Below are 20,308 nucleotides of genomic sequence, written 5' to 3' on the forward strand. Positions count from 1 at the left end.
GGCTACACCTGCCTGCGCAGTCGGAGTCCGCGTGGGGTCATCGAGAAGCCCGCCTCGACGAGGACGTCGACGAAGGTGTGGCCGTGCACGGTTTCGCCGTTGATCTTGTCGATCACCAGGCCGTCGACCCGGCGGTCGGTGACCAGTCGCGCCAAGGCGACGGCCGCTGTGCGGCGCAGGCCGATGTCCTCGGTGAAGCTGAGCAGGGTCTTGCCGCCGCGCTCCACATAGAGCACCAGTTCGCCGCCGACCAGTACCACCAGCGCCCCCGCTTTGCGGCCCGGCCGGTGACCGCTGTCGGCATCGCCCTTGGGCCACGGCAGGGCGGCGCCGTAGGGGTTGGCCGGGTCGCAGGCGGCCAGAGCCACGGCGACGCCTACCCGGTTGTTGTCACGGTCGGTGTCGAAGGAACGTAATCGGTCGACGGTGTCGGTGGTGGAGAACTGCGCGCCACCGAGGGTGTCGACGAAATAGCCGCGCCTGCACCGGCCACGGTCCTCGAACTCGGTGAGCACCCGGTACATCAGCGCGAACCCGCCCGGCACGCCTTCGTTTTGTACGGAGCCGCGTGTCAGCACGCCGTACCGCTCGATGAGTTGATCGGCCGTGGCGTGTGCGCGAACGGTGTTGTCGCGCACCCGTTCCGGGAGGATCGACCACCTGCCTGCCAGGTTCGGTGGGCCGGACCGGGTCGGCATGGACGGGCGGGGGAGGTACGCGCGGGCCCGGGGAGCGCGGCGCGGGGTCCGGTGCGCGGTGGTGCTGCGCGCGGTGCCGGACAGGAGTGCGCGCACCGGGGCGAAGGTGTCGCCGGAAACGTAACCGGCCCAGACCAGCTGCCACAGGGCTTCGCCGACCGCTTTGTCGTCGAGCAGGCCGGTCGCATCCGACAGTTGCCGGAAGAAATACGCACCGCCGCCACTGAGGTTCGCCGGGAGTCGACGCCCTTCGCCGCCGATGGCACCGGGTCGGTCCAGATCTATCACCTCGGCCTCGGTGCTGTCGGTCGGTTCACCGCGCCCGGATCGTAGGCGGGGCTCGATATCGGCGCCGAGAGCCAGGAGCAGGTCCAGCTGAATGTCGGTGGGGTCGATGTCGTCGGGTGGCGGCAGGGTGACCGGGGCCTGCTCGGCCAGGTGCAGGGCGATCCAGCCGTCGCGGGCGGTGATGGCACCGTGCCCCGACCAGATCACCTCGCCGGTGGCCATGAGTTCGTCGAGCATGGCGGGGGAGTAGTCGCGCACCCGCATCGGCAGGATCAGCGACTCCCACGCCGAGGCCGGAACGGGCACGCCCGCGAGCTGTTCCACCACCGTGGCCACACCGTCGATGCCGCGCAACTCGCCCGAACCGACGTGTTGCCAGGCAGGCAGGAAGCGAGCGAATGCCGCAGTGGCGACCGGCTCGACCTCATGCCGCGCCGCCGCCAGCGACCGACGCCGCAACCGCCGCAACACCTGCGCGTCACACCACTCACCACCGGCCGCACCGGGCGTGAATTCACCCTCCACAACGCGCTTTTCCGCGAGCAACCGATGCAAGGCGGTGACCGCGACCGCCGTACCCAGGCCGAATCGCTCGGCAACGGCCACGGTCGTGAACGGCGCGTGCGTGCGCGCATACCGCCCGACAAGATCGCCCAGCGGATCCGGCACCGGCTCGATGAACGCCGCAGGCACCCCGATCGGCAACGGCACCCCCAGCGCATCACGCAACCGAGCCGCGTCCTCCACCGCGACCCACCACGTGCGCCCCGCGAACGAAACTTCCAGGGCCCGCCGCGAATCCCGCAGTTCGGCGAACCACGCCGGGGCATCGGAGTCCAGGAGCATCTGCGACTCATCACCGCCCACTGACGCACCTCCGTCGGCAGCCGCAACGCCTACGACCGATACATCGCTGCCGAGCGACCCGGCGCCCACGGACGACTGATCGTGGCCTGCTGGCGAACTGCCATCGGCCGAGGGCTTACTTCGGGTCGACACCCCGCTGCCAGCCAGAGGTGCTAGGTCGTCGGCCGCGGCATAGCGAGCAGCGGTCGCGGTTCCGGGGCGGGGTACGCAGCGGGCGGCGGCTTCTGCGGGCGTGAGGGGGCCGAGGAGGCGGAGCAGGTCGGCCAGGCCTTCGGCGTCGCGGGCGTGGCGTTCGGGGGTGAGGCGTTGGAGTTCGCGTTCGGTGAGGTCGAGGACCGCTGGGTCGAGGAGTTCGCGGAGTTCGACGCGGCCCAGGAGTTCGGCGAGCAGACTCGAGTCGAGGGCGAGGGCGGCGGCGCGCCGCTCGGCCAGCGGGCTGTCGCCGTCGTAGAGGAACTGGCCGATGTAGGAGAACAGCAGGGCGTTGGCGAACGGTGACGGGGTGGCGGTCTCCACCTCGACCAGGCGGATCTCCCGGCGTGCCACCCGCGTGAGCAGGTCGCGCAAGGCGGGCAGGTCGTACACATCGCGCAGGCATTCGCGCACGGTTTCCAGCAGGATCGGAAACTGCGGGAATTTCCTTGCCACGTCGAGCAATTGGGCCGATCGTTGCCGCTGCTGCCACAGCGGGGCCCGCTTGCCCGGGTCGCGGCGCGGCAACAGCAGCGCGCGGGCGGCGCACTCGCGGAACCGGGACGCGAACAGCGCCGAACCACCGACCTGCTCGGTGACGATGTCGTCGATCTCGTCGGGTTCGAACGCGAACAGCTCGGCACCCGGCGGCTGATCCGTGGTGTCGGGCAACCGTACGACAATGCCGTCGTCGGACGCGGTGGGCGCCGCATCGATGCCGAATTGCTCCTGCAAACGCGCGCCGACGGCCAGCGCCCACGGTGCGTGCACCGGCGTGCCGTAGGGCGAGTGCAGCACGAGCCGCCAATCACCGAGTTCGTCCCGGAACCGCTCGACTACGAGCGTCCGATCGGTAGGCAATTGCCCTGTCGCCGTGCGCTGTTCGTCGAGCAGCCCGACAAGATTGGCCGTCGCGTTCTGATCCAGCCCAGCGGTCCGCACCAACTCCTCGAGCCGCGCCGCGGGCTTGCTCAGCTCGGCGCCCGCCGGTGCCGCACTGCGTGATCGGGCCGTGCCGGACTCGCCACCGCGCGGCTCGGCCCCGCTCGATTGGGCGCCGCTCGATCTTCCCTGGTCCGCCGCCTCCCTCTTCACCAGCGCGGGCTCGACACCAACCGTTTGCTCGTCGTCCGACGCCGTGCCCGTGGCAGCCATCTGAGCTGTCCTGTCGAGACGCGGGGATCGCACGACGTACGACCCGATCGACGACGGAACCTCTTGTCCGGCAACGGTATCCGCAGTCGCGAATGCCTTGCCGCGCGCCAGGGTGTCCATACCGGCGACGATCCGGGTCAGTTCCTCGGCCGGAACCTGCCCGGCCGTCCGTACGAATTCGCCGAGCGCCGCACCGAGCTCGGCCGGCCGGCCCAGCCCGTCGCCATGCCAGAACGGCAAGCGGCCGGGCAGCCCGAACGCGGGCGACACCAGCACCCGGTCGAAGGTGATCTCCTCGATCCGCCAACTCGTCGCACCGAGCGCGAACACATCACCGACGCGGGACTCGTAGACCATCTCCTCGTCGAGTTCACCTACACGGGAAGCCTTCTCACCCACCATGAACACCGCGAACATCCCGCGATCGGGAATCGCCCCACCCGAGGTGACCGCCAGGCGTTGCGCACCGGGGCGGCCGGTCAGCGTGCCCGCGTCGCGATCCCACACCACGCGTGGCCGCAGCTCGGCGAACTCGTCGGACGGATACCGGCCGGCGAGCAGATCGAGCACGGATTCATAGGCCGAGCGGGGCAGCTGCGCGTAGCTTCCGGTCGACCGGACGACATCGAACCAGGCGTCGACATCGAGCGGTTCCAGCGCGCACGCGGCGACGGTCTGCTGGGCGAGGATGTCGAGCGGATGCGCGGGGATCTGGAGCAGTTCGATCTGCCCGGACAGCATGCGCTGGGCGGCGACGGTGCAATGGATGACATCCGTGCGGTGCTTGGGAAACAGCACACCCCGCGAGATCTCGCCCACCTGGTGCCCGGCCCGTCCGACCCGTTGCAACCCACTCGCCACCGACGGCGGCGCTTCCACCTGCACGACCAGGTCGACCGCACCCATGTCGATGCCCAGCTCGAGACTGCTCGTGGCAACCACGCACCGCAGCCGGCCGGTCTTGAGGTCGTCCTCGATGATCGCCCGCTGCTCCTTGCTCACCGACCCGTGATGGGCGCGCGCCAGCAGGTGTTCGGCACCGTGGATCACCTCGGTGGACGGCCCGAGCTGGGCCGGCGGGGCGTGCTCGGTCTCGACCGGTTCGCCGAGCTTGGCGGCGTAGGCCTCGTTGAGCCGGGCGGTCAACCGTTCGGCCAGGCGCCGCGAGTTCGCGAACACGATCGAGGACCGATGCTCGAGCACCAGGTCGACGATGGCCTCGTCGACATGTGGCCAGATCGAACCCGGCTGGTCGGAGTCGCCGCCGGGATCGGTCATATCCGCCACCGGCACCCGAACCGACAGGTCGAAGGTCTTCGGTGCGGGTGGCCGAACGATGGTGATCGGCGCGTCGCCGACGAGGAACCGCCCGACCTCCTCGGGCGGGCGGACGGTGGCCGACAGCCCGATGCGCTGCGCGGGCCGTTCGGTGAGCTGATCGAGCCGGGCCAGCGACAACGCCAGGTGCGCACCGCGTTTGGAGCCGGCGATGGCGTGCACTTCGTCGACGATCACCGTCTCGACCTCGGCGAGCGTTTCGCGGGCCGCGGAGGTGAGCATCAGGAACAGTGATTCGGGTGTGGTGATGAGAATGTCGGGTGGGGTGCGCTGCATCGCCCGGCGCTGTGCGGGGGTGGTGTCACCGGATCGCACGCCGACCGAGATCTCCGGCGGGTCGAGCCCCAGCCGCTTCGCCGTCTGGGTGACCCCGACCAGCGGGGCACGCAGGTTCCGCTCCACGTCCACGGCCAGTGCTTTCAGCGGTGAGACGTAGAGCACGGACGTTCCTCGGCGGGTGCCGGGTTCGGCGGGCCCACGCTGGGCGAGCTGGTCGATCGCCCACAGGAACGCCGACAGCGTCTTGCCCGAGCCGGTCGGTGCGACGACAAGGGTGTGCTGCCCGTCGGCGATGGCCTGCCACGCGCCGAGCTGAGCCGACGTCGCCTCGGGGAAGGCACCGTCGAACCATTGCGCGGTAGCGGGGGAGAACCGGTCCATGAGATTCAGTGTGCACCCACCCACCGACAGGTTCCGCGATCCGCGCGCCGCCCGCGACCAGCGTCGATGCCACAGTCGAGGAAGATTCCCCGGTCGAGCCGGGGTGAGGGGTGTGGCTCGGAACACGTCCGCCGTACCCTGGTCCATCGTGCAAACGGTGCTGAGAGTCGACCTCGTCGGCCACGGCCTCACCGAGGCGGTGCGCAAGGCGCGTTTCCCGGTCGACGAATCCCTGGACAAGGCGGGCCTCGCGGAGCTGGATACGTGCTCGCCGCTCACCGGAGCGCAGGTGCGGACGGGCCCGGAACGACGGGTGCGTGAGACCGCCGAGGCGCTCGGGCTGGTGGGCGAGCGGGACGAGCGACTACGTGACCTGGACGCGGGTGCGTGGCGGGGTACCGAGATGGGCAGGCTGCCGCAGGATCAGCTGTTCACCTGGCTCACCGATCCGGAATTCCGTGGACACGGTGGTGAGTCGGTGACCGACCTGGTGGCGCGGGTGCGCTTCTGGCTGGCCGAGATCGCTTCGGCGGGTCTGGATACCGTCGCGGTGACGCATCCGTCGGTGATCCGCGCGGCGCTGCTGGTCGTCCTCGACGCACCACCGAAGTCCTTCTGGCGCCTCGATGTGCAGCCCGCGAGCGTCACCCGGCTGCATTTTCGCGGCAATTGGACGTTGCGATTGGGATGAACGACGAAAGCCCCGGAGTCGAAACTCCGGGGCTTTCGGGTGGTAGCGGGAACAGGATTTGAACCTGCGACCTCTGGGTTATGAGCCCAGCGAGCTACCGAGCTGCTCCATCCCGCGTTGCATTCACTACTGTACACGCGGGGTGGCCGAAGGCGAAATCGCCGCTGTGATCAGCCGAAATGGATGCCCTGGGCGAGTGGGAGTTCGGTGGAGTAGTTGATCGTGTTGGTCGCCCGGCGCATGTAGGCCTTCCAGGAGTCGGACCCGGATTCGCGCCCGCCGCCGGTGTTCTTCTCGCCGCCGAACGCCCCACCGATCTCCGCGCCGGAGGTGCCGATGTTGACATTGGCGATGCCGCAATCGGATCCGGCGACGAACTGTTCGGCCTCGCGCTGGTCGAGTGTGAAGATGGCCGAGGAAAGGCCCTGGGTCACACCGTTGTTCAGCGCGATGGCGTCGTCGAGGTCGTCGTAGGTGAGCACGTACAGGATCGGTGCGAAGGTCTCCTCCCGCACCAGTTCGGACTGCGCGGGCATCCGCACGAGCGCGGGCCGCACGTAGTACGCCTCGGATCCGATCAACTCCACCCGCTCACCGCCGCAGACGATGTCGCCACCCTCGCCCTTCGCGCGCAGCAGCGCCGCCTGCATCGCCGTGTAGGCGCGTTCGTTGACGAGCGGGCCGACGAGCACACCGTCGTCGAGCGGATTGCCCACGGGCAGTTGGCTGTACGCCGCCGACAGCCGCTCGACGAGCTGATCGGCGATCGAGCTGTGCACGATCAACCTGCGCAGCGTGGTGCACCGCTGACCAGCGGTGCCCGCCGCCGCGAACACGATCCCGCGCACCGCCAGTTCCAGATCCGCGCTCGGCGCCACGATCGCGGCATTGTTGCCGCCGAGCTCGAGCAGGCAACGCCCGAACCTGGCCGCCACCCGTGGCGCGACGATGCTACCCATCCGCACCGAGCCGGTCGCGCTCAGCAACGCCACCCGCGGGTCGTCGACGAGCGCCTCGCCCACGGTCGCGTCGCCCTGAACGAGTTGGTGCACTTGGGGATCCGCACCGACCTCGAGGGCGGCCCGACGCAGCAGCGTGTGACAAGCCAACGCGGTGAGCGGGGTCGTCTCCGACGGCTTCCACACCACCGTGTCACCACAGACCAGCGCGATGGCGGTGTTCCACGCCCACACCGCGACCGGGAAGTTGAACGCCGAGATCACCCCGACCACTCCCAGCGGATGCCAGGTCTCCATGAGCCGGTGCCCGGGCCGCTCCGACGGCATGGTCGCGCCGTAGAGCTGACGCGACAGGCCGATCGCGAACTCGCAGACGTCGATCATCTCCTGCACCTCGCCGAGTGCTTCGGCGCCGATCTTGCCCGCCTCGAGCGTGACCAGCTCGGCCAGCTCGTCCTGATGGGCGACCAGCAACGCCGACAGCCTGCGCACCAGCGCCGCACGCACCGGGGCGGGCACCGTGCGCCACGATTCGAAGGCGGTGGCCGCGCGACCGATCGCGGCGTCCACGTCGGCCGTCGTGTCGGGAGTGAGCGGCAGCAGGACACCACCGGAGATCGGGGTGCGCGCGAGCAGGACGCCCGGCTCGGGCACGTCGGCGCCGAGGCCGTGCAGCAGGGCCCTCGCGCGCAGCGAGAGCTGTTCGGAGAAATGCTCGGTCACGGTGTGCGTCATCACTGTTCACCTTCTGCTGTTGGTACGACTCACGGAAAAGTTCGCTCGGATTTCGGAGGAGAACAGAAAGAAGTCTTCCCCGCGCAACCCCCGGCCTGCGTTAGCCTTCGCTGATGGCGGATACACCGGCTAGACCCCAGCTCGACGACATCGACCGGCTCCTGATCAGAGAGCTGATGAACGACGGGCGCGCCACCCTGTCGAATCTGGCGGAGAAGGCCAGCCTCTCGGTGTCGGCGGTGCAGTCACGGGTGCGCAGGCTGGAGGCGCGCGGCGTGATCCGTGGATACACGGCCAACGTCGACCCCGAAGCGCTCGGGCACCTGCTGTCGGCATTCGTCGCGATCACTCCTCTCGACCCGTCCCAGCCCGACGACGCGCCCGCATTGTTGCAGCACGTTCCCGGCATCGAGGCGTGCCACTCGGTGGCGGGCGAGGAGAGCTACGTCCTGCTGGTGCGGGTGGCCTCACCCCGGCATCTCGAACAGCTGCTGCAGGAGATCCGGGCCACCGCCAATGTACGGACGCGCAGCACCATCATCCTGCAGACATTCTACGACAGGTAACGATTCTTCGTAATTAATCCGTCATTCCGTGGATGTTCCGTAAATAGTTGCGTACCCTCGGGTCGTGACCATCGAACTGGAGCGCCCCGGCGCGGCGGTCACCCCCGCCAACCGGGTCCACGAAATCCTGTCCTCGCACATCCTCGCGGACGGCTTCGATCTTGTGCTCGATCTGCACAAGTCCCACGGCCGCACGCTCGTCGACGAACGCGACGGCACCGCCTATCTCGACATGTTCGGCTTCTTCGCCTCCAACGCCCTCGGCATGAACCATCCGGCACTGGCTCGCGACGAGCGCTTCCGTGCCGAACTGGCCACCGCCGCGGTCAACAAGCCGAGCAACTCCGACATCTACACCGTCGAGATGGCGCGATTCGTCGACACTTTCGCCCGCGTCCTCGGTGATCCGCGACTGCCGCACCTGTTCTTCGTCGACGGTGGTGCGCTCGCGGTCGAGAACGCCCTCAAGGTGGCCTTCGACTGGAAGAGCAGGCACAACGAATCCCACGGCCGCTCACCGGAACTCGGCACCCAAGTGCTACACCTGACCGGTGCCTTCCACGGTCGCAGCGGCTACACCATGTCGCTCACGAACACCGATCCGGTCAAGACCGCGCGTTTCCCCAAGTTCGACTGGCCACGCCTGGCCACCCCGCACACCTTCGCCGGCGAGGACCTCGACGCCCTCGAAGCCGAAACCCTCGCTCAGGCCGCCCGCGCGTTCGCCGACCGTCCGCACGACATCGCCTGTTTCATCGCCGAACCCATCCAGGGTGAGGGCGGTGACCGGCATCTGCGTCCGGGGTTCCTGGCCGCGATGCAGCGGTTGTGTCACGACAACGACGCGCTGTTCGTCCTCGACGAGGTGCAGACCGGGGTCGGGCTCACCGGAACCACCTGGGCCTACCAGCAATTGGATGTCGCTCCGGATGTGGTGGCGTTCGGGAAGAAGACCCAGGTCTGCGGCATCATGGCAGGCGGCCGGGTCGACGAGGTGCCCGACAATGTCTTCCGGGTGAGTTCGCGGCTCAACTCCACGTGGGGCGGCAACCTCACCGACATGGTGCGCGCGCGTCGCATTCTCGAAGTGCTGGAACAGGATCGGCTGATCGACAAGGTCGGCTCACTCGGCCGCTACCTGCTCGGCCAGCTGGGTCAGCTCGCCGCCGCATACCCGGAGAAGGTGAGCGAGGTACGTGGGCGCGGACTGATGTGCGCGATCACCCTTGCCACGCCGCAACTGCGGGACCGGGTGGTGACGGCCCTACGCGAGCGCGAGCATGTGCTGCTGCTGGGGACCGGCGAACGCGGAATCCGGTTCCGTCCGGCACTCACCGTCACCGAAGCAGAACTGGGCAAGGCTGTAGACGCCCTCGACCGGGTACTCGCGACCATCGCGGAATGACGGCAAACCTGTTGGGAGAAACCCGATCCGGTGCCTCCGGGTATTTGACCGAACGGTCAGATATGCCAGACTCGTCTTCCGAGCGAACAACTCGATCGACAACTACCGAACAGGACTCTCGATGAAGAAGCTCGTTGCTGTCAGCGCTGTGATCGCCGGCCTCGCCCTCCCCGTCGCGACCGCGAATGCGGCCACCGCACCTGATATCGCCCCCGCCGCGACCCAGGTCGGGTCCTCGACGGGCGACATCTTCTCGGCGGTATGCGAATTCCTCAACGGCGGCTGGGCAGGCCGGCCCAAGCCCTGCATCTACTGACGAGACCGAACACCGTAGGGCTCAGCCCAATTCGGGGCTGAGCCGCGGGGTGAGGGCGAGGGCGCCTGCGACGAAACGGGTCACCGATTCGACGCCGGTGGCCAGGGCGTCGTCGAATCCCTCGCGCGCCCAACCGGTGATCAGGGCGGTGCCGTCCGCGTCGGGGGTGACGCCGATCTCGGCGATCATCTCCGCCGTGGTCGGCACGCACACCGCCCACGAGAAATGCGACTCGTCGGCCCACTGGGCGACACGGTTCGCCACATATCCGGGATCGGTGATGCCGCCGTCGGCGAGCGCGGGCCGGTCATCGATGCGTTCGTCGGCGCGCAGGGCACGCAGATACCAGGAGCCTGCGTTGATCTCGATCGGTTCCACGGGCCGAGCCTAGCCGGGGCGTCACCGGTAGTACGGCGTGGCCTGAACCCAGTGGAAGCCGCGCGAGACGACCGGGAACTGCTCGAGATCGACCTGGTCGAGCCGCATCCGTACCTGGCGGCCGCCCAGCTTGCCCTCGAGGATCAGCTGATTCTCCTGCGGCCGAAGGTAAGTGAAGGACGCGATCGCCCACTGGTGGGTGGTGTCCTTGGACAGGGTGACGGTCTGCTTGCCGGTGTCGACGCGGGCGGGGAAGGACACCAGCGAATCGTCGAGGCGCTGGGCGGTCATGCCCTGCGGGATGTCGAAGATGATGCGGCGGAACCGCTCGGTCGGGCTCGGCATGCCGGTTGCCGGTGCGTCGAAGTCGACCAGCGCGGGCACCTGCTCGCCGTCGACCGAGTATTCGGTGACATTCCAGATTCCGTAGAGCGGCGACTTCGGCCGGGCATTGCCGTAGGTGTGCCAGCCGTCGTAGGCCTCGACGGCCGTGGCGACGAGGAACCAGAGCCCGAGCAGTACCTGGGCACCGAGCATCAGCCGGTTGCCACGCGGTGAGGCGAGCAGGGTGGTCGACCGGCTCGGTTCGACGGCACGGCCGAGCAGCGCCCGGACCAGTCGTGCGAGATCAGGTGCCGCGAGAAGCGTTGCGTACAGCAGCAATTGGAGGGCGAACAGCTTCACCGGCACATCGAAGGTGAGGTTCATCAGCACCACCTGCAGCGCGACGATCACCGCGAGCACCGAGCCGAGCCCGGCGGTGAGCGGCAGGATCAGCAGCACCGCCGCCGTCACCTCGGCCGCCCCGAGTGCCATCTCGTACGGTTCCGACAGCGACGACTGCGCCCACAGCACCGCCATCGGGCTCATGTGCCCGAACGGTTCCACCAGCCGCTCCAGATTGAACGACATCTGGGTCGGCATCAGCTTGATCATCCCGTACAGCATCAGCGCGCTCACCAGCGTGAACCGCACCAGCAATCGGAACCAGCCGTACAGGCGCGCATAGTCGGGGCGACGCCGGTCGAGCACCGACCACACGGCGGTCGCCGGAACCGCGACCAGGATCAGGGTGAAGACGCTGATCCACTTGGCGGCGGTGTCACCACTACCGGTGACCGTGTAGTCGACCCGGACATCGAACAGCCGGGTGCCCACCCAGTCCGTGAGCGGATGCAGCGCAGTCCATTTGCCGACCTCGGCCACCACCTGCTGGGATAGGCCGAGAGTACGCAGGAGCGCGTGCAGCAACCACGCACCGGCCATCCCGATTCCGACGGTGACGAACGTGAACCGGAACAGCACCCGGACGGCCGGGTGCCACCCCCGCTCCTCCGGCTCTTCGTGGCCGGCGGACTCCACCGGCGGTCGAGCCAGCACCTGCGTACCCATCCCGGTCTCCCTCTGTTCGTGCCCTCGCCGGTGAGACGCTAAGGGAGCGGGCAGAACTGGGAAATCCGGCAAAACCGGTGCCCCGGAGTTCCGGGGGTCGCCTCAGGCCGGGCTCGGCCGGTCGCCGAGCAGGGCGTGGACGGCGGCGCGGCCGAGGTCGAGGGCCTGGGTGAGCAGGGTGGTGTCGCGAGCGGCGCTGTCGACCGGCGGGGCGCCGGCAGGCGGATGCACCTGCAGTACCCGGTCACCGAGGCCGGCGAGATAGCTGTCCTCCACCGCCTGCTGACCGGGTCGCGCCGACCACGCGCGGAAAGCACCGGGCGCGACCGCACGCAGATATCCACCGCCGACCACCCGATGCACCAGGGGAGCGGGCGGACGTAGTTCCCCGGTCCGTCGCGTGCGCAGGACGAGGGCGTGGGTGGCGCCCGCGCTCACCGCGCTCCGGATCGGCACGGTCTCCGAGAGACCACCGTCGAAATAGCTGCGGCCGGCCAGCTCCACCGGCGGGCCCGCGAGCAACGGCAATCCCGCCGACGCCCGCAGAGCCGTGAGCAGAGTGGGCTTGTCGACGATGAACGGTGCGAGATCGACCGGCTGCCCGGTGCGAGTATCGGTGGCAATCGGGTGGAAGCTGGTCGGATTGGCGAGAATCGCCGGAAAATCCATCGGCTCGATCCCGTCGTACACCCGGTGCACCAGGTAGTGCAGATCGAAAACCGGTCGCCCGCGCACGATCCGCACCGGGTCGACCACCCGCCGCATGATGGTGCGATCCGTCCACGACCGCATCCCCGACGCGGCCCGCCCGCACAGCAGCCACGCCCCGTTGATCGCCCCGGCCGACGTGCCGTACACGGCATCGAACACCGTCGACAGCCCGAGTTCCTCGAGCGCCTGCACCATGCCGCTGGAATACACACCGCGGCTGCCGCCACCCTCGATCACCAGGGCGAGACGGTGCCCGTCGTCGCGATGCCCGGCGGCCTGCCTGCCGCGAATCACCTCGGCGACCGGCACCGGATCCGGCGTGGCTGAGGAATCCGGTTCGATGTGCGCACTGCTGGTCACCCGACCCACATTACGACAGGCCACGGACGCATCGCCCGGCCGCGAGCGCGATCTTCGCCGCCCGTTCACTCAGGGCAATCGTCCCTGAACGCGAACGGACGCCGGTCTACAAGAGACCGGCGTCCGTTCGGGGGGAAACTTCTACTTGATCTCGGCCAGGACGGTGCCCTGGGTGATGGCGGCACCCGCCTCGACGGCCAGCCCGGTGACGACACCGGCCTTGTGCGCGTTGACCGGGTTCTCCATCTTCATGGCCTCGAGCACCACGATCAGGTCGCCCGCCTCGACGGTCTGGCCCTCTTCGACGGCGACCTTCACCACGGTGCCCTGCATGGGCGCGGTGACCGCGTCGCCGGAAGCGGCACCGGCACCGCCGCCACCACGCTTGCGCGGCTTGGGCTTCTTGCGGACCACACCGTTACCGGCCGCACCGGCGGCACCGCCACCGAGGGAGAACTGGCCGGGCAGCGACACCTCGACGCGACGTCCACCGACCTCGACCACGACCTTCTGCCGGGGCAGTTCCTCGTCGTCGTCGGCCGGGGCACCGCCGCCGGTGTACGGCTCGACGGTGTTGTTCCACTCGTTTTCGATCCACTTGGTGTAGACGTCGAACTTCTCGCCGTCACCGATGAACGCCGGGTCCTCGACGATCGCGCGGTGGAACGGGATGACCGTCGCCAGGCCCTCGACCTCGTACTCGGCCAGCGCGCGACGGGCGCGCTGCAGCGCCTGCTCGCGGTTCTCGCCGGTGACGATCAGCTTGGCGAGCATCGAGTCGAACTGACCGCCGATGACGCTGCCTGCCACCACACCGGAATCCACGCGCACGCCGGGGCCCGAGGGCTCGCGGTACACGTTGACCGGGCCGGGGGCGGGCAGGAAGCCGCGACCGGCGTCCTCACCGTTGATGCGGAACTCGAACGAGTGACCACGCGGGGCGGGGTCCTCGGTGATGCTCAGCTCGTGGCCCTCGGCGATGCGGAACTGCTGACGCACCAGGTCGATACCCGCGGTCTCCTCGGTGACCGGGTGCTCCACCTGCAGGCGGGTGTTCACCTCGAGGAACGACACGGTCTCGCCCTGCACCAGGTACTCCACGGTGCCCGCGCCGTAGTAGCCGGCCTCGCGGCAGATGCGCTTGGCGGAGTCGTGGATCTTGGCGCGGACCTCGTCGGACAGGAACGGCGCGGGCGCCTCCTCGACGAGCTTCTGGAAGCGGCGCTGCAGCGAGCAGTCACGGGTACCGGCGACGACGACGTTGCCGTGCTGGTCGGCGATGACCTGGGCCTCGACGTGGCGGGCCTTGTCCAGGTACTGCTCGACGAAGCACTCACCACGGCCGAAGGCGGCGACGGCCTCACGGGTGGCCGACTCGAACAGCTCGGGGATCTCCTCGATGGTATGGGCGACCTTCATGCCGCGGCCACCGCCACCGAAGGCCGCCTTGATCGCGACCGGGACGCCGTATTCCTTGGCGAACGCGACGACCTCGTCGGCGTTCTTGACCGGGTCCTTGGTGCCCGCGGCCATCGGGGCCTGCGCGCGCTCGGCGATGTGGCGGGCGGTGACCTTGTCACCCAGGTCGCGAATCGACTGCGGCGAGGGGCCGATCCAGATCAGCCCGGCGTCGATGACGGCCTGGGCGAAGTCGGCGTTCTCGGAGAGGAAGCCGTAGCCGGGGTGGATCGCGTCGGCGCCGGACTTGGCGGCGGCGTCGAGGATCTTGTCGAACACGAGGTACGACTCGGCCGAGGTCTGGCCGCCGAGGGCGAAGGCCTCGTCGGCGAGCTTCACGAAGGGAGCGTCGGCATCGGGCTCGGCGTACACCGCGACGCTGGTGATCCCCGCGTCCTTGGCAGCCCGGATCACGCGGACCGCGATCTCGCCGCGGTTAGCTACGAGTACCTTCGTGATCCGTGCGCTGGCATGGCTGGGCACTGAGCCTCCTGTGTGCAATCTTTGGTCGCTTCGGACGGGTCACCGTGTGGGCCCCGCGCCCGGTATCGACAACTTTCGTCTCGGGCGAGTGTAGGCAGTGTGCCAATTCGCCCCGAACTCGGCTAGCCCTACTGTTCAGTAGGTCGTAGGTCACACTACGCGGCCCGCCGACCTGTGAACCCGTTTCAATTCCGCTGATCGACGGTGCCCGGTTCGTCGCCCGCGGCGATCGGCAGGCGAACCGAGTTGCCCCATTCGATCCACGAACCGTCGTAATTGCGCACCGACCTGCGGCCGAGCAGGAAGGTGAGGACGAACCAGGTGTGGCTGGAGCGTTCGCCGACCCGGCTGTAGACCACGAGATCCTCGGCGGGCAGGGCGCCGTAGACCTCGTCCAATTCGGCGCGCGAACGGAATCTTCCATCGGGTGAGCAGGCAAGTGTCCACGGGATGTTAACGGCGGTTGGCACATGGCCCGCCCGTTGCGTTTCGGGTTCCTTGTCGCCGCCGGACTCGCCCGCGTACTCCTGCGGCGAGCGCACGTCTACCAGCGGGCGGCCCAGCCGCGCGAGGACCTCCTCGCGGAACGCGCGGGCGGTCGTGTCGTCACGCTCGACCGAGGGGTAGTCGCTGCGCTCGGGGACGGGCGGGTCGAAGGTGGTGTCGCGTTCCTCGGAGATCCAGGCGTCGCGGCCGCCGTCGAGCAGTCGCACGTCCTCGTGGCCGAACAGGGTGAAGATCCAGGCGGTGTGCGCGGCTTGGGCATTGCCGCGATCGCCATAAATCACCACGGTGTCCTCGCGCCGGATACCCTTGGCGCGCATCAGTTCGGTGAATCGGTGACCATCGATGTAATCGCGGGTCACCGGGTCGCTCAGATCACCACGCCAATCGATCTTGACCGCGCCGGGCACATGTCCGATGTCGTAGAGAAGAATGTCGTCGTTGGATTCGATGACCTTCACACCGGGCACCCCGATGTTTGCGGACAGCCATTCGGTGGTTACCAATCGATGCGGGACTGCGTAGGAACCGTAGGCGGGGTGCGGATCCGGGGCGACGGGCACAGTGTGGTCCTTCACGCGAGAGTTGGGCGGGTGCGGCAGTGTCGAGGCCGTAGCCGATGGTATGTCTGTGGTGGCACATCACGAATCGACGCAATGGGCGAATAAAGCGCAGAGCTGTCCGATAAAGTCTCTGGAGAGGAGGGGTGAGCTATGTCCGATTCATGGCCGCGACGGCGACTGCTCGCGATCCTACGTGGCGCCACCGAGCCCCTCGATGCCCAGGAACTGGCCCGCATCACCGGACAGCACGTCACCACCGTCCGTTTCCACCTCGACGTTCTCACCCGTGAATCGCTCGTGCGCCAGTTCCAGCAACCCCCGCGCGGACGTGGCCGACCTCGCATCGGTTACCGCGCGGTGCAGCGGTCGGTCGGCTATCAGGAACTGGCCCAGGTGCTCGCCGACCACCTCGGACCCGACCCGCTGAGTCGCTCCGCCGCCGCCATCGAGGCGGGCCGCGCGTGGGGCCGTCGCATGGATATCGGCTCCCACCAGGTGGAAACTCTCGCCGACGCCCGTGACATCACCATGTCGCTGATGTCGGAACTCGGCTTCGCGCCGGAGAAGGACCCGGTCGGCGAGACCGACGAGCACGTCGGGATCAATCTCACCGCCTGCCCGCTGCGCGAACTGGCCCGCTCACACGCCGAAGTGGTGTGCGGAGTGCACGTGGGTCTGATGCGCGAAGTGCTGGAACGCAACGGTGCGCGCGGCCGGGTCGAGGTGCGGCTGCACCCGTTCACCGAACCGGAACTGTGCCATGCCAGGCTCGAACTCACCCTCGGCGCGGAAGCTGTCGAGCACGCGGCCGAGGAGCACGGCGAGCGGCCGATCCGGTCGGCCGTCGGCGAGGACCAGGCCGCTCAGCGAATGATCACGCCGTCAGGACCGCGCGTCCCGCCACAGTTGCGTGACACCGACGCCGACGTCTTCGAGCAGCCTGCGCAGCAGTGGTAGCCCGATCCCGATGACACTCGACGGATCACCCTCGATCCGGTCGACGAACCAGCCGCCGAGACCGTCGAGCGTGAACGCGCCCGCCACCTGCAGCGGTTCGCCGGTGGCGATGTAGGCCTCGAGTTCGTCCGGGCCGGGTTTGGCGAAATGCACGGTGGTGGAACTGCATTCGGCTGATTCGGCGACGACCTCGCCGTCGCGCAGGCGCAGTACGCAGTGGCCGGTGAGCAGATCGGCGCTGCGCCCGGCCATGCTCGCCCAGCGCTCGCGCGCCACCTCGGGCGTGTGCGGTTTGCCTTGTAGCCGCCCGTCGACGAGCAGCATGGAATCGCAGCCGACGACGACACAGTCGGCGGCGAGTTCGGGAATGGTGCCTGTCACGTCGAGCGCCTTGGCACGGGCCAGGGCGACAACGACATCGTCGGCGGACGTATCAGCGGGAAGCGCGGCCGAGACCGCGTCCTCGTCGACGCCGGAGACGCGGACGACGGGATCGATACCCGCCGTCCGGAGCACCCCGAGCCGGGCGGGGGACGCGGAGGCCAAGACCAGCCGGGTCACCCTCAGCGCAGGTGCGACAGCAGCGGGTACACGTACGGCGAGAACGGGGACGAACCCCGGTGCATCAGCGTCGCCTGACCCCAGCCGTCGACCGGCTGATGAGCGGTCGGCGCCGGTGCGCTCGCGGCGGCGGCACTGAACACCGCGACCAGCGCGGCGACGTCCTCGTCACTGGGCGAGCCCTTGAGAATGCGCAACAGCGGCTCACCGGCGGGTTCTGCCGGGGCCTCGGTCAGCGTGTCGGTAGACAGTTCGACCTCGTCGACGAGTGGTTCGACAGCGAGCTCGAGCTCGGCGGCGGTCAGCACGTCTTCTTCTGCCACAGTGGTCACAGTGCCAGATCCTTCCTGCGCGTACTTCGGTTCACGGCGCGGTGTCCGCGATCATTCCCGGTGCAACAGCGCCGGGCAATAGTTGATTTCCCCAACAAGTGTGCGCGGCACACGAGGAATATCGCGTTTTCAGAGCGGAATGTTGCCGTGTTTCTTGGGGGGAAGGGTCACCATTTTGCGTTCGAGCAGTCGCAGCGCCGACACGATCTGGCCTCGCGTGTGCGACGGCGGGATGACCGCGTCGACGTAGCCACGCTCGGCGGCCACGTACGGGTTCACGAGGGTGTCCTCGTACTCGTTCTGCAGCTCGAGGCGCAAAGCGTCGACGTCGGCGCCGTTCTGGGCGGCCTCTGCCAGCTGTTTGCGGTAGACGAACCCGACGGCGCCCGAGGCGCCCATCACGGCGATCTGCGCGGTCGGCCACGCGAGGTTCACATCGGCACCCATGTGCTTGGAACCCATCACGTCGTAGGCACCGCCATAAGCCTTGCGGGTGATGATCGTGATCTTGCCCACAGTGGCCTCGCCGTAGGCATAGAGCAGCTTGGCGCCGCGGCGAATGATGCCGTTGTATTCCTGGCCGGTGCCGGGCAGGAAGCCGGGCACGTCGACCAGGGTGATGATCGGGATGTTGAAGGCGTCGCAGGTGCGAACGAAGCGCGCGGCCTTCTCCGAGGCGTCGATGTCGAGGCAGCCGGCGAACTGGGTGGGCTGGTTGGCGACGATGCCGACGCTGCGCCCGTCCACCCGGCCGAAGCCGACGATGATGTTCATCGCGCGCTCGGCCTGCACCTCGAGGAACTCGTCGTCGTCGAGCAGACGACGGATCACCTCGTGCATGTCGTAGGGCTGGTTCGGCGAATCCGGGATGATCGTGTCGAGCTCGAGATCTTCCTCGGTGAGCGAGTCCTCGATGGCGCCGAAGATCGGGTCGGTCGGCTCGGTGCGCGGTGCCTCGGCGCGGTTGTTGCTCGGCAGGTAGCTCAGCAGGTCCTTGACGTAGTCCAGCGCGTCCTGCTCGCCGGAGGCCACGTAGTGGGCGACACCGGACTTCACCATGTGGGTGTGCGCGCCACCGAGGTCTTCCATGCTGACCTCTTCACCGGTGACGGTCTTGATCACGTCGGGGCCGGTGACGAACATCTGCGAGGTCTGATCGACCATCACCACGAAGTCGGTGAGCGCGGGGGAGTACACGTGCCCACCGGCGGCGGCACCCATGATCAGCGAGATCTGCGGGATCACGCCGGAGGCCTGCACGTTGCGGTGGAAGATCTCGCCGTAGAGGCCGAGGGAGACGACGCCCTCCTGGATGCGCGCGCCCGCGCCCTCGTTGATGCCGACCAGCGGACGGCCGGTCTTGATGGCCAGGTCCATCACCTTGACGATCTTCTCGCCGTAGACCTCGCCGAGCGAGCCACCGAAGACGGTGACGTCCTGGGAGAACAGGCACACGTCGCGGCCGTCGATGGTGCCGTAACCGGTGACGACGCCGTCGCCGGTGGGGCGGTTGTTCTCGAGTCCGAAGTTCACACTGCGGTGCTTGGCCAGGGCGTCGAGCTCGACGAAGGAGCCCTCGTCGACCAGTGCGAGGATGCGCTCGCGGGCGGTCATCTTGCCCTTGGCGTGCACCTTGTCGACGGCGGCCTCACCCATCGGGTGTTGCGCTTCTTCCAGCCGATTCCGCAGATCAGCCAGCTTCCCGGCGGTGGTGTGGATGTCGGGGGCGCCCGCCGATTCCGACGCGGGCTGCTGCTGGACACTCGTCATGGGTTGCGAGTGTAACGAGTGATACCGCCCCGCACTACGGCAGTGCGCCTACCGGCCAGTACAGAAACCGCAGCTAGGTGTGGTGATGCCCCATAGCACGCGGCGGCGGGTAGCGTGCCAGGAATGAACAGAGCACCGATCGACGCGCAACGTCTGCGCAGCTCTCTCGTCTCCCCGGCACCGGTGTTCTTCGACCGGATCGATGTCGTCGAATCGACCGGTTCGACCAATGCCGATCTGGTGGCCCGCGCGGCCGATCCCGCTGTCGACCGGCAGGCGCTGCTCGCCGAGGAGCAGGTCGCGGGTCGCGGTCGGCACGCGCGCGAGTGGGTGAGTCCGCCGCGGGCCCAGATCTCGCTGTCGATCCTGGTCCGGTTGCCGGGGATCGACCCGGTGGCGCTGGGCTGGTTGCCGTTGCTCACCGGCATCGCGGTGGTCGACGCGCTGCGTGGCATCGCGGGTCTTTCGCCGGAGTTGAAGTGGCCCAACGACGTTCTGCTCGACAATCGCAAGCTCGCGGGCATCCTCGCCGAGGTGGCCGCCACCGGCATCGCGCCCGCCGTGGTGGTCGGTGTCGGCCTCAATGTCGACCTGGACGAGTCGGAACTGCCGGTCCCGCACGCTACTTCGCTCGCGCTGGCCGGGGCGCAGACCACCGATCGCACCGCGCTCGCCGCCGCGATCCTCAGCGAATTCGCGCGCCGGTTCACCGAGTGGGAGCGGGCGGGGTGGGCCACCGACGAACTGGCGGCGGCCTATCGGGAGCGTTGCGCGACCATCGGGGTGAACGTGCGGGCAGAGCTGCCGGGTGGGAAGGTCCTCACCGGTGTGGCCACCGGGATCGACGCCACCGGGCGGCTGCTGATCGGCGACGACGCGGTGTCGGCGGGAGATGTGACCCACCTGCGCGGGCAGTACTGACCCCACGCCGCCGGTCAGGCGCTGTGGTCGTCTCCACGACGCCTGACC

General features: G+C 68.5%; 16 protein-coding genes and 1 tRNA gene. 6 read left to right on the forward strand and 11 right to left on the reverse strand.

The features are described 5' to 3' along the window. Positions 1-2 precede the first annotated feature (2 nt). A complete protein-coding gene (locus AB0F86_RS21535) occupies positions 3-5,198 on the reverse strand; it encodes a DEAD/DEAH box helicase (RefSeq protein ID WP_356984874.1) in 5,196 nt (1,731 codons plus the stop codon). A gap of 148 nt (positions 5,199-5,346) precedes the next feature. Here AB0F86_RS21535 and AB0F86_RS21540 point away from each other — a divergent pair, with 148 nt between their 5' ends. Further along, positions 5,347-5,889, forward strand: a complete 543-nt coding sequence (locus AB0F86_RS21540; protein ID WP_181697552.1) for a histidine phosphatase family protein — start codon at positions 5,347-5,349, stop codon at positions 5,887-5,889. A gap of 40 nt (positions 5,890-5,929) precedes the next feature. Here AB0F86_RS21540 and AB0F86_RS21545 read toward each other — a convergent pair. Continuing rightward, positions 5,930-6,006, reverse strand: a tRNA-Met gene (locus AB0F86_RS21545). A 53-nt stretch (positions 6,007-6,059) separates the two neighbouring features. Continuing rightward, on the reverse strand, positions 6,060-7,583 hold the full coding sequence (locus tag AB0F86_RS21550; RefSeq protein ID WP_181697551.1) for an aldehyde dehydrogenase family protein: 1,524 nt from the start codon (positions 7,581-7,583) through the stop codon (positions 6,060-6,062). 113 nt (positions 7,584-7,696) lie between these two features. Here AB0F86_RS21550 and AB0F86_RS21555 point away from each other — a divergent pair, with 113 nt between their 5' ends. From AB0F86_RS21555 to AB0F86_RS21565, 3 genes are all read left to right on the forward strand, one after another. After that, positions 7,697-8,149: an Lrp/AsnC family transcriptional regulator gene (locus tag AB0F86_RS21555; protein ID WP_067490712.1), complete on the forward strand. Its 453-nt coding sequence runs from the start codon at positions 7,697-7,699 to the stop codon at positions 8,147-8,149. 64 nt (positions 8,150-8,213) lie between these two features. Next, a complete protein-coding gene (gene lat, locus AB0F86_RS21560) occupies positions 8,214-9,554 on the forward strand; it encodes an L-lysine 6-transaminase (protein ID WP_181697550.1) in 1,341 nt (446 codons plus the stop codon). Positions 9,555-9,675: 121 nt separating this feature from the next. Beyond that, positions 9,676-9,870, forward strand: coding sequence for a hypothetical protein (locus tag AB0F86_RS21565; protein WP_067981606.1), 195 nt, complete (start codon positions 9,676-9,678; stop codon positions 9,868-9,870). 21 nt (positions 9,871-9,891) lie between these two features. On the opposite strand, the gene AB0F86_RS21570 is transcribed toward AB0F86_RS21565, so the two are convergent. The 5 genes from AB0F86_RS21570 to AB0F86_RS21590 all read right to left on the reverse strand — a co-directional run bounded on the left by AB0F86_RS21570 (position 9,892) and on the right by AB0F86_RS21590 (position 15,719). After that, the gene (locus AB0F86_RS21570) at positions 9,892-10,248 is read right to left on the reverse strand and encodes a hypothetical protein (protein ID WP_181697549.1); all 357 of its coding nucleotides are present in this window, start codon (positions 10,246-10,248) and stop codon (positions 9,892-9,894) included. 21 nt (positions 10,249-10,269) lie between these two features. Continuing rightward, complete coding sequence (locus AB0F86_RS21575; RefSeq protein ID WP_356984873.1) at positions 10,270-11,640, reverse strand: DoxX family protein; 1,371 nt, start codon at positions 11,638-11,640, stop codon at positions 10,270-10,272. Between the two features lie 102 nt (positions 11,641-11,742). Further along, complete coding sequence (locus tag AB0F86_RS21580) at positions 11,743-12,711, reverse strand: patatin family protein (RefSeq protein WP_356984872.1); 969 nt, start codon at positions 12,709-12,711, stop codon at positions 11,743-11,745. Between the two features lie 141 nt (positions 12,712-12,852). Then, entirely contained in the window at positions 12,853-14,652 is a 1,800-nt protein-coding gene (locus AB0F86_RS21585) for an acetyl/propionyl/methylcrotonyl-CoA carboxylase subunit alpha (protein ID WP_067490697.1), read from the reverse strand. 185 nt (positions 14,653-14,837) lie between these two features. Continuing rightward, positions 14,838-15,719, reverse strand: coding sequence for a sulfurtransferase (locus tag AB0F86_RS21590; RefSeq protein ID WP_181697546.1), 882 nt, complete (start codon positions 15,717-15,719; stop codon positions 14,838-14,840). Between the two features lie 150 nt (positions 15,720-15,869). Here AB0F86_RS21590 and AB0F86_RS21595 point away from each other — a divergent pair, with 150 nt between their 5' ends. Further along, positions 15,870-16,676, forward strand: coding sequence for a helix-turn-helix domain-containing protein (locus tag AB0F86_RS21595; RefSeq protein WP_181697545.1), 807 nt, complete (start codon positions 15,870-15,872; stop codon positions 16,674-16,676). Here AB0F86_RS21595 and AB0F86_RS21600 read toward each other — a convergent pair. The 3 genes from AB0F86_RS21600 to AB0F86_RS21610 form a co-directional block, all read right to left on the reverse strand. Then, a complete protein-coding gene (locus tag AB0F86_RS21600; RefSeq protein WP_356984871.1) occupies positions 16,602-17,237 on the reverse strand; it encodes a nucleoside triphosphate pyrophosphatase in 636 nt (211 codons plus the stop codon). The genes AB0F86_RS21595 and AB0F86_RS21600 overlap by 75 nt on opposite strands. A 2-nt stretch (positions 17,238-17,239) precedes the next feature. After that, positions 17,240-17,569 carry an acyl-CoA carboxylase epsilon subunit gene (locus tag AB0F86_RS21605; protein ID WP_181697543.1) on the reverse strand — a complete coding sequence of 110 codons (330 nt, stop codon included), beginning with the start codon at positions 17,567-17,569 and terminating at the stop codon, positions 17,240-17,242. A 129-nt stretch (positions 17,570-17,698) separates the two neighbouring features. Continuing rightward, entirely contained in the window at positions 17,699-19,339 is a 1,641-nt protein-coding gene (locus tag AB0F86_RS21610) for an acyl-CoA carboxylase subunit beta (protein WP_067641427.1), read from the reverse strand. A 123-nt stretch (positions 19,340-19,462) separates the two neighbouring features. Here AB0F86_RS21610 and AB0F86_RS21615 point away from each other — a divergent pair, with 123 nt between their 5' ends. Beyond that, positions 19,463-20,260: a biotin--[acetyl-CoA-carboxylase] ligase gene (locus AB0F86_RS21615; protein WP_356984870.1), complete on the forward strand. Its 798-nt coding sequence runs from the start codon at positions 19,463-19,465 to the stop codon at positions 20,258-20,260. Positions 20,261-20,308 lie beyond the last annotated feature (48 nt).

This window comes from Nocardia sp. NPDC023733 (assembly GCF_040639775.1).
GTDB lineage: Bacteria > Actinomycetota > Actinomycetes > Mycobacteriales > Mycobacteriaceae > Nocardia > Nocardia rosealba.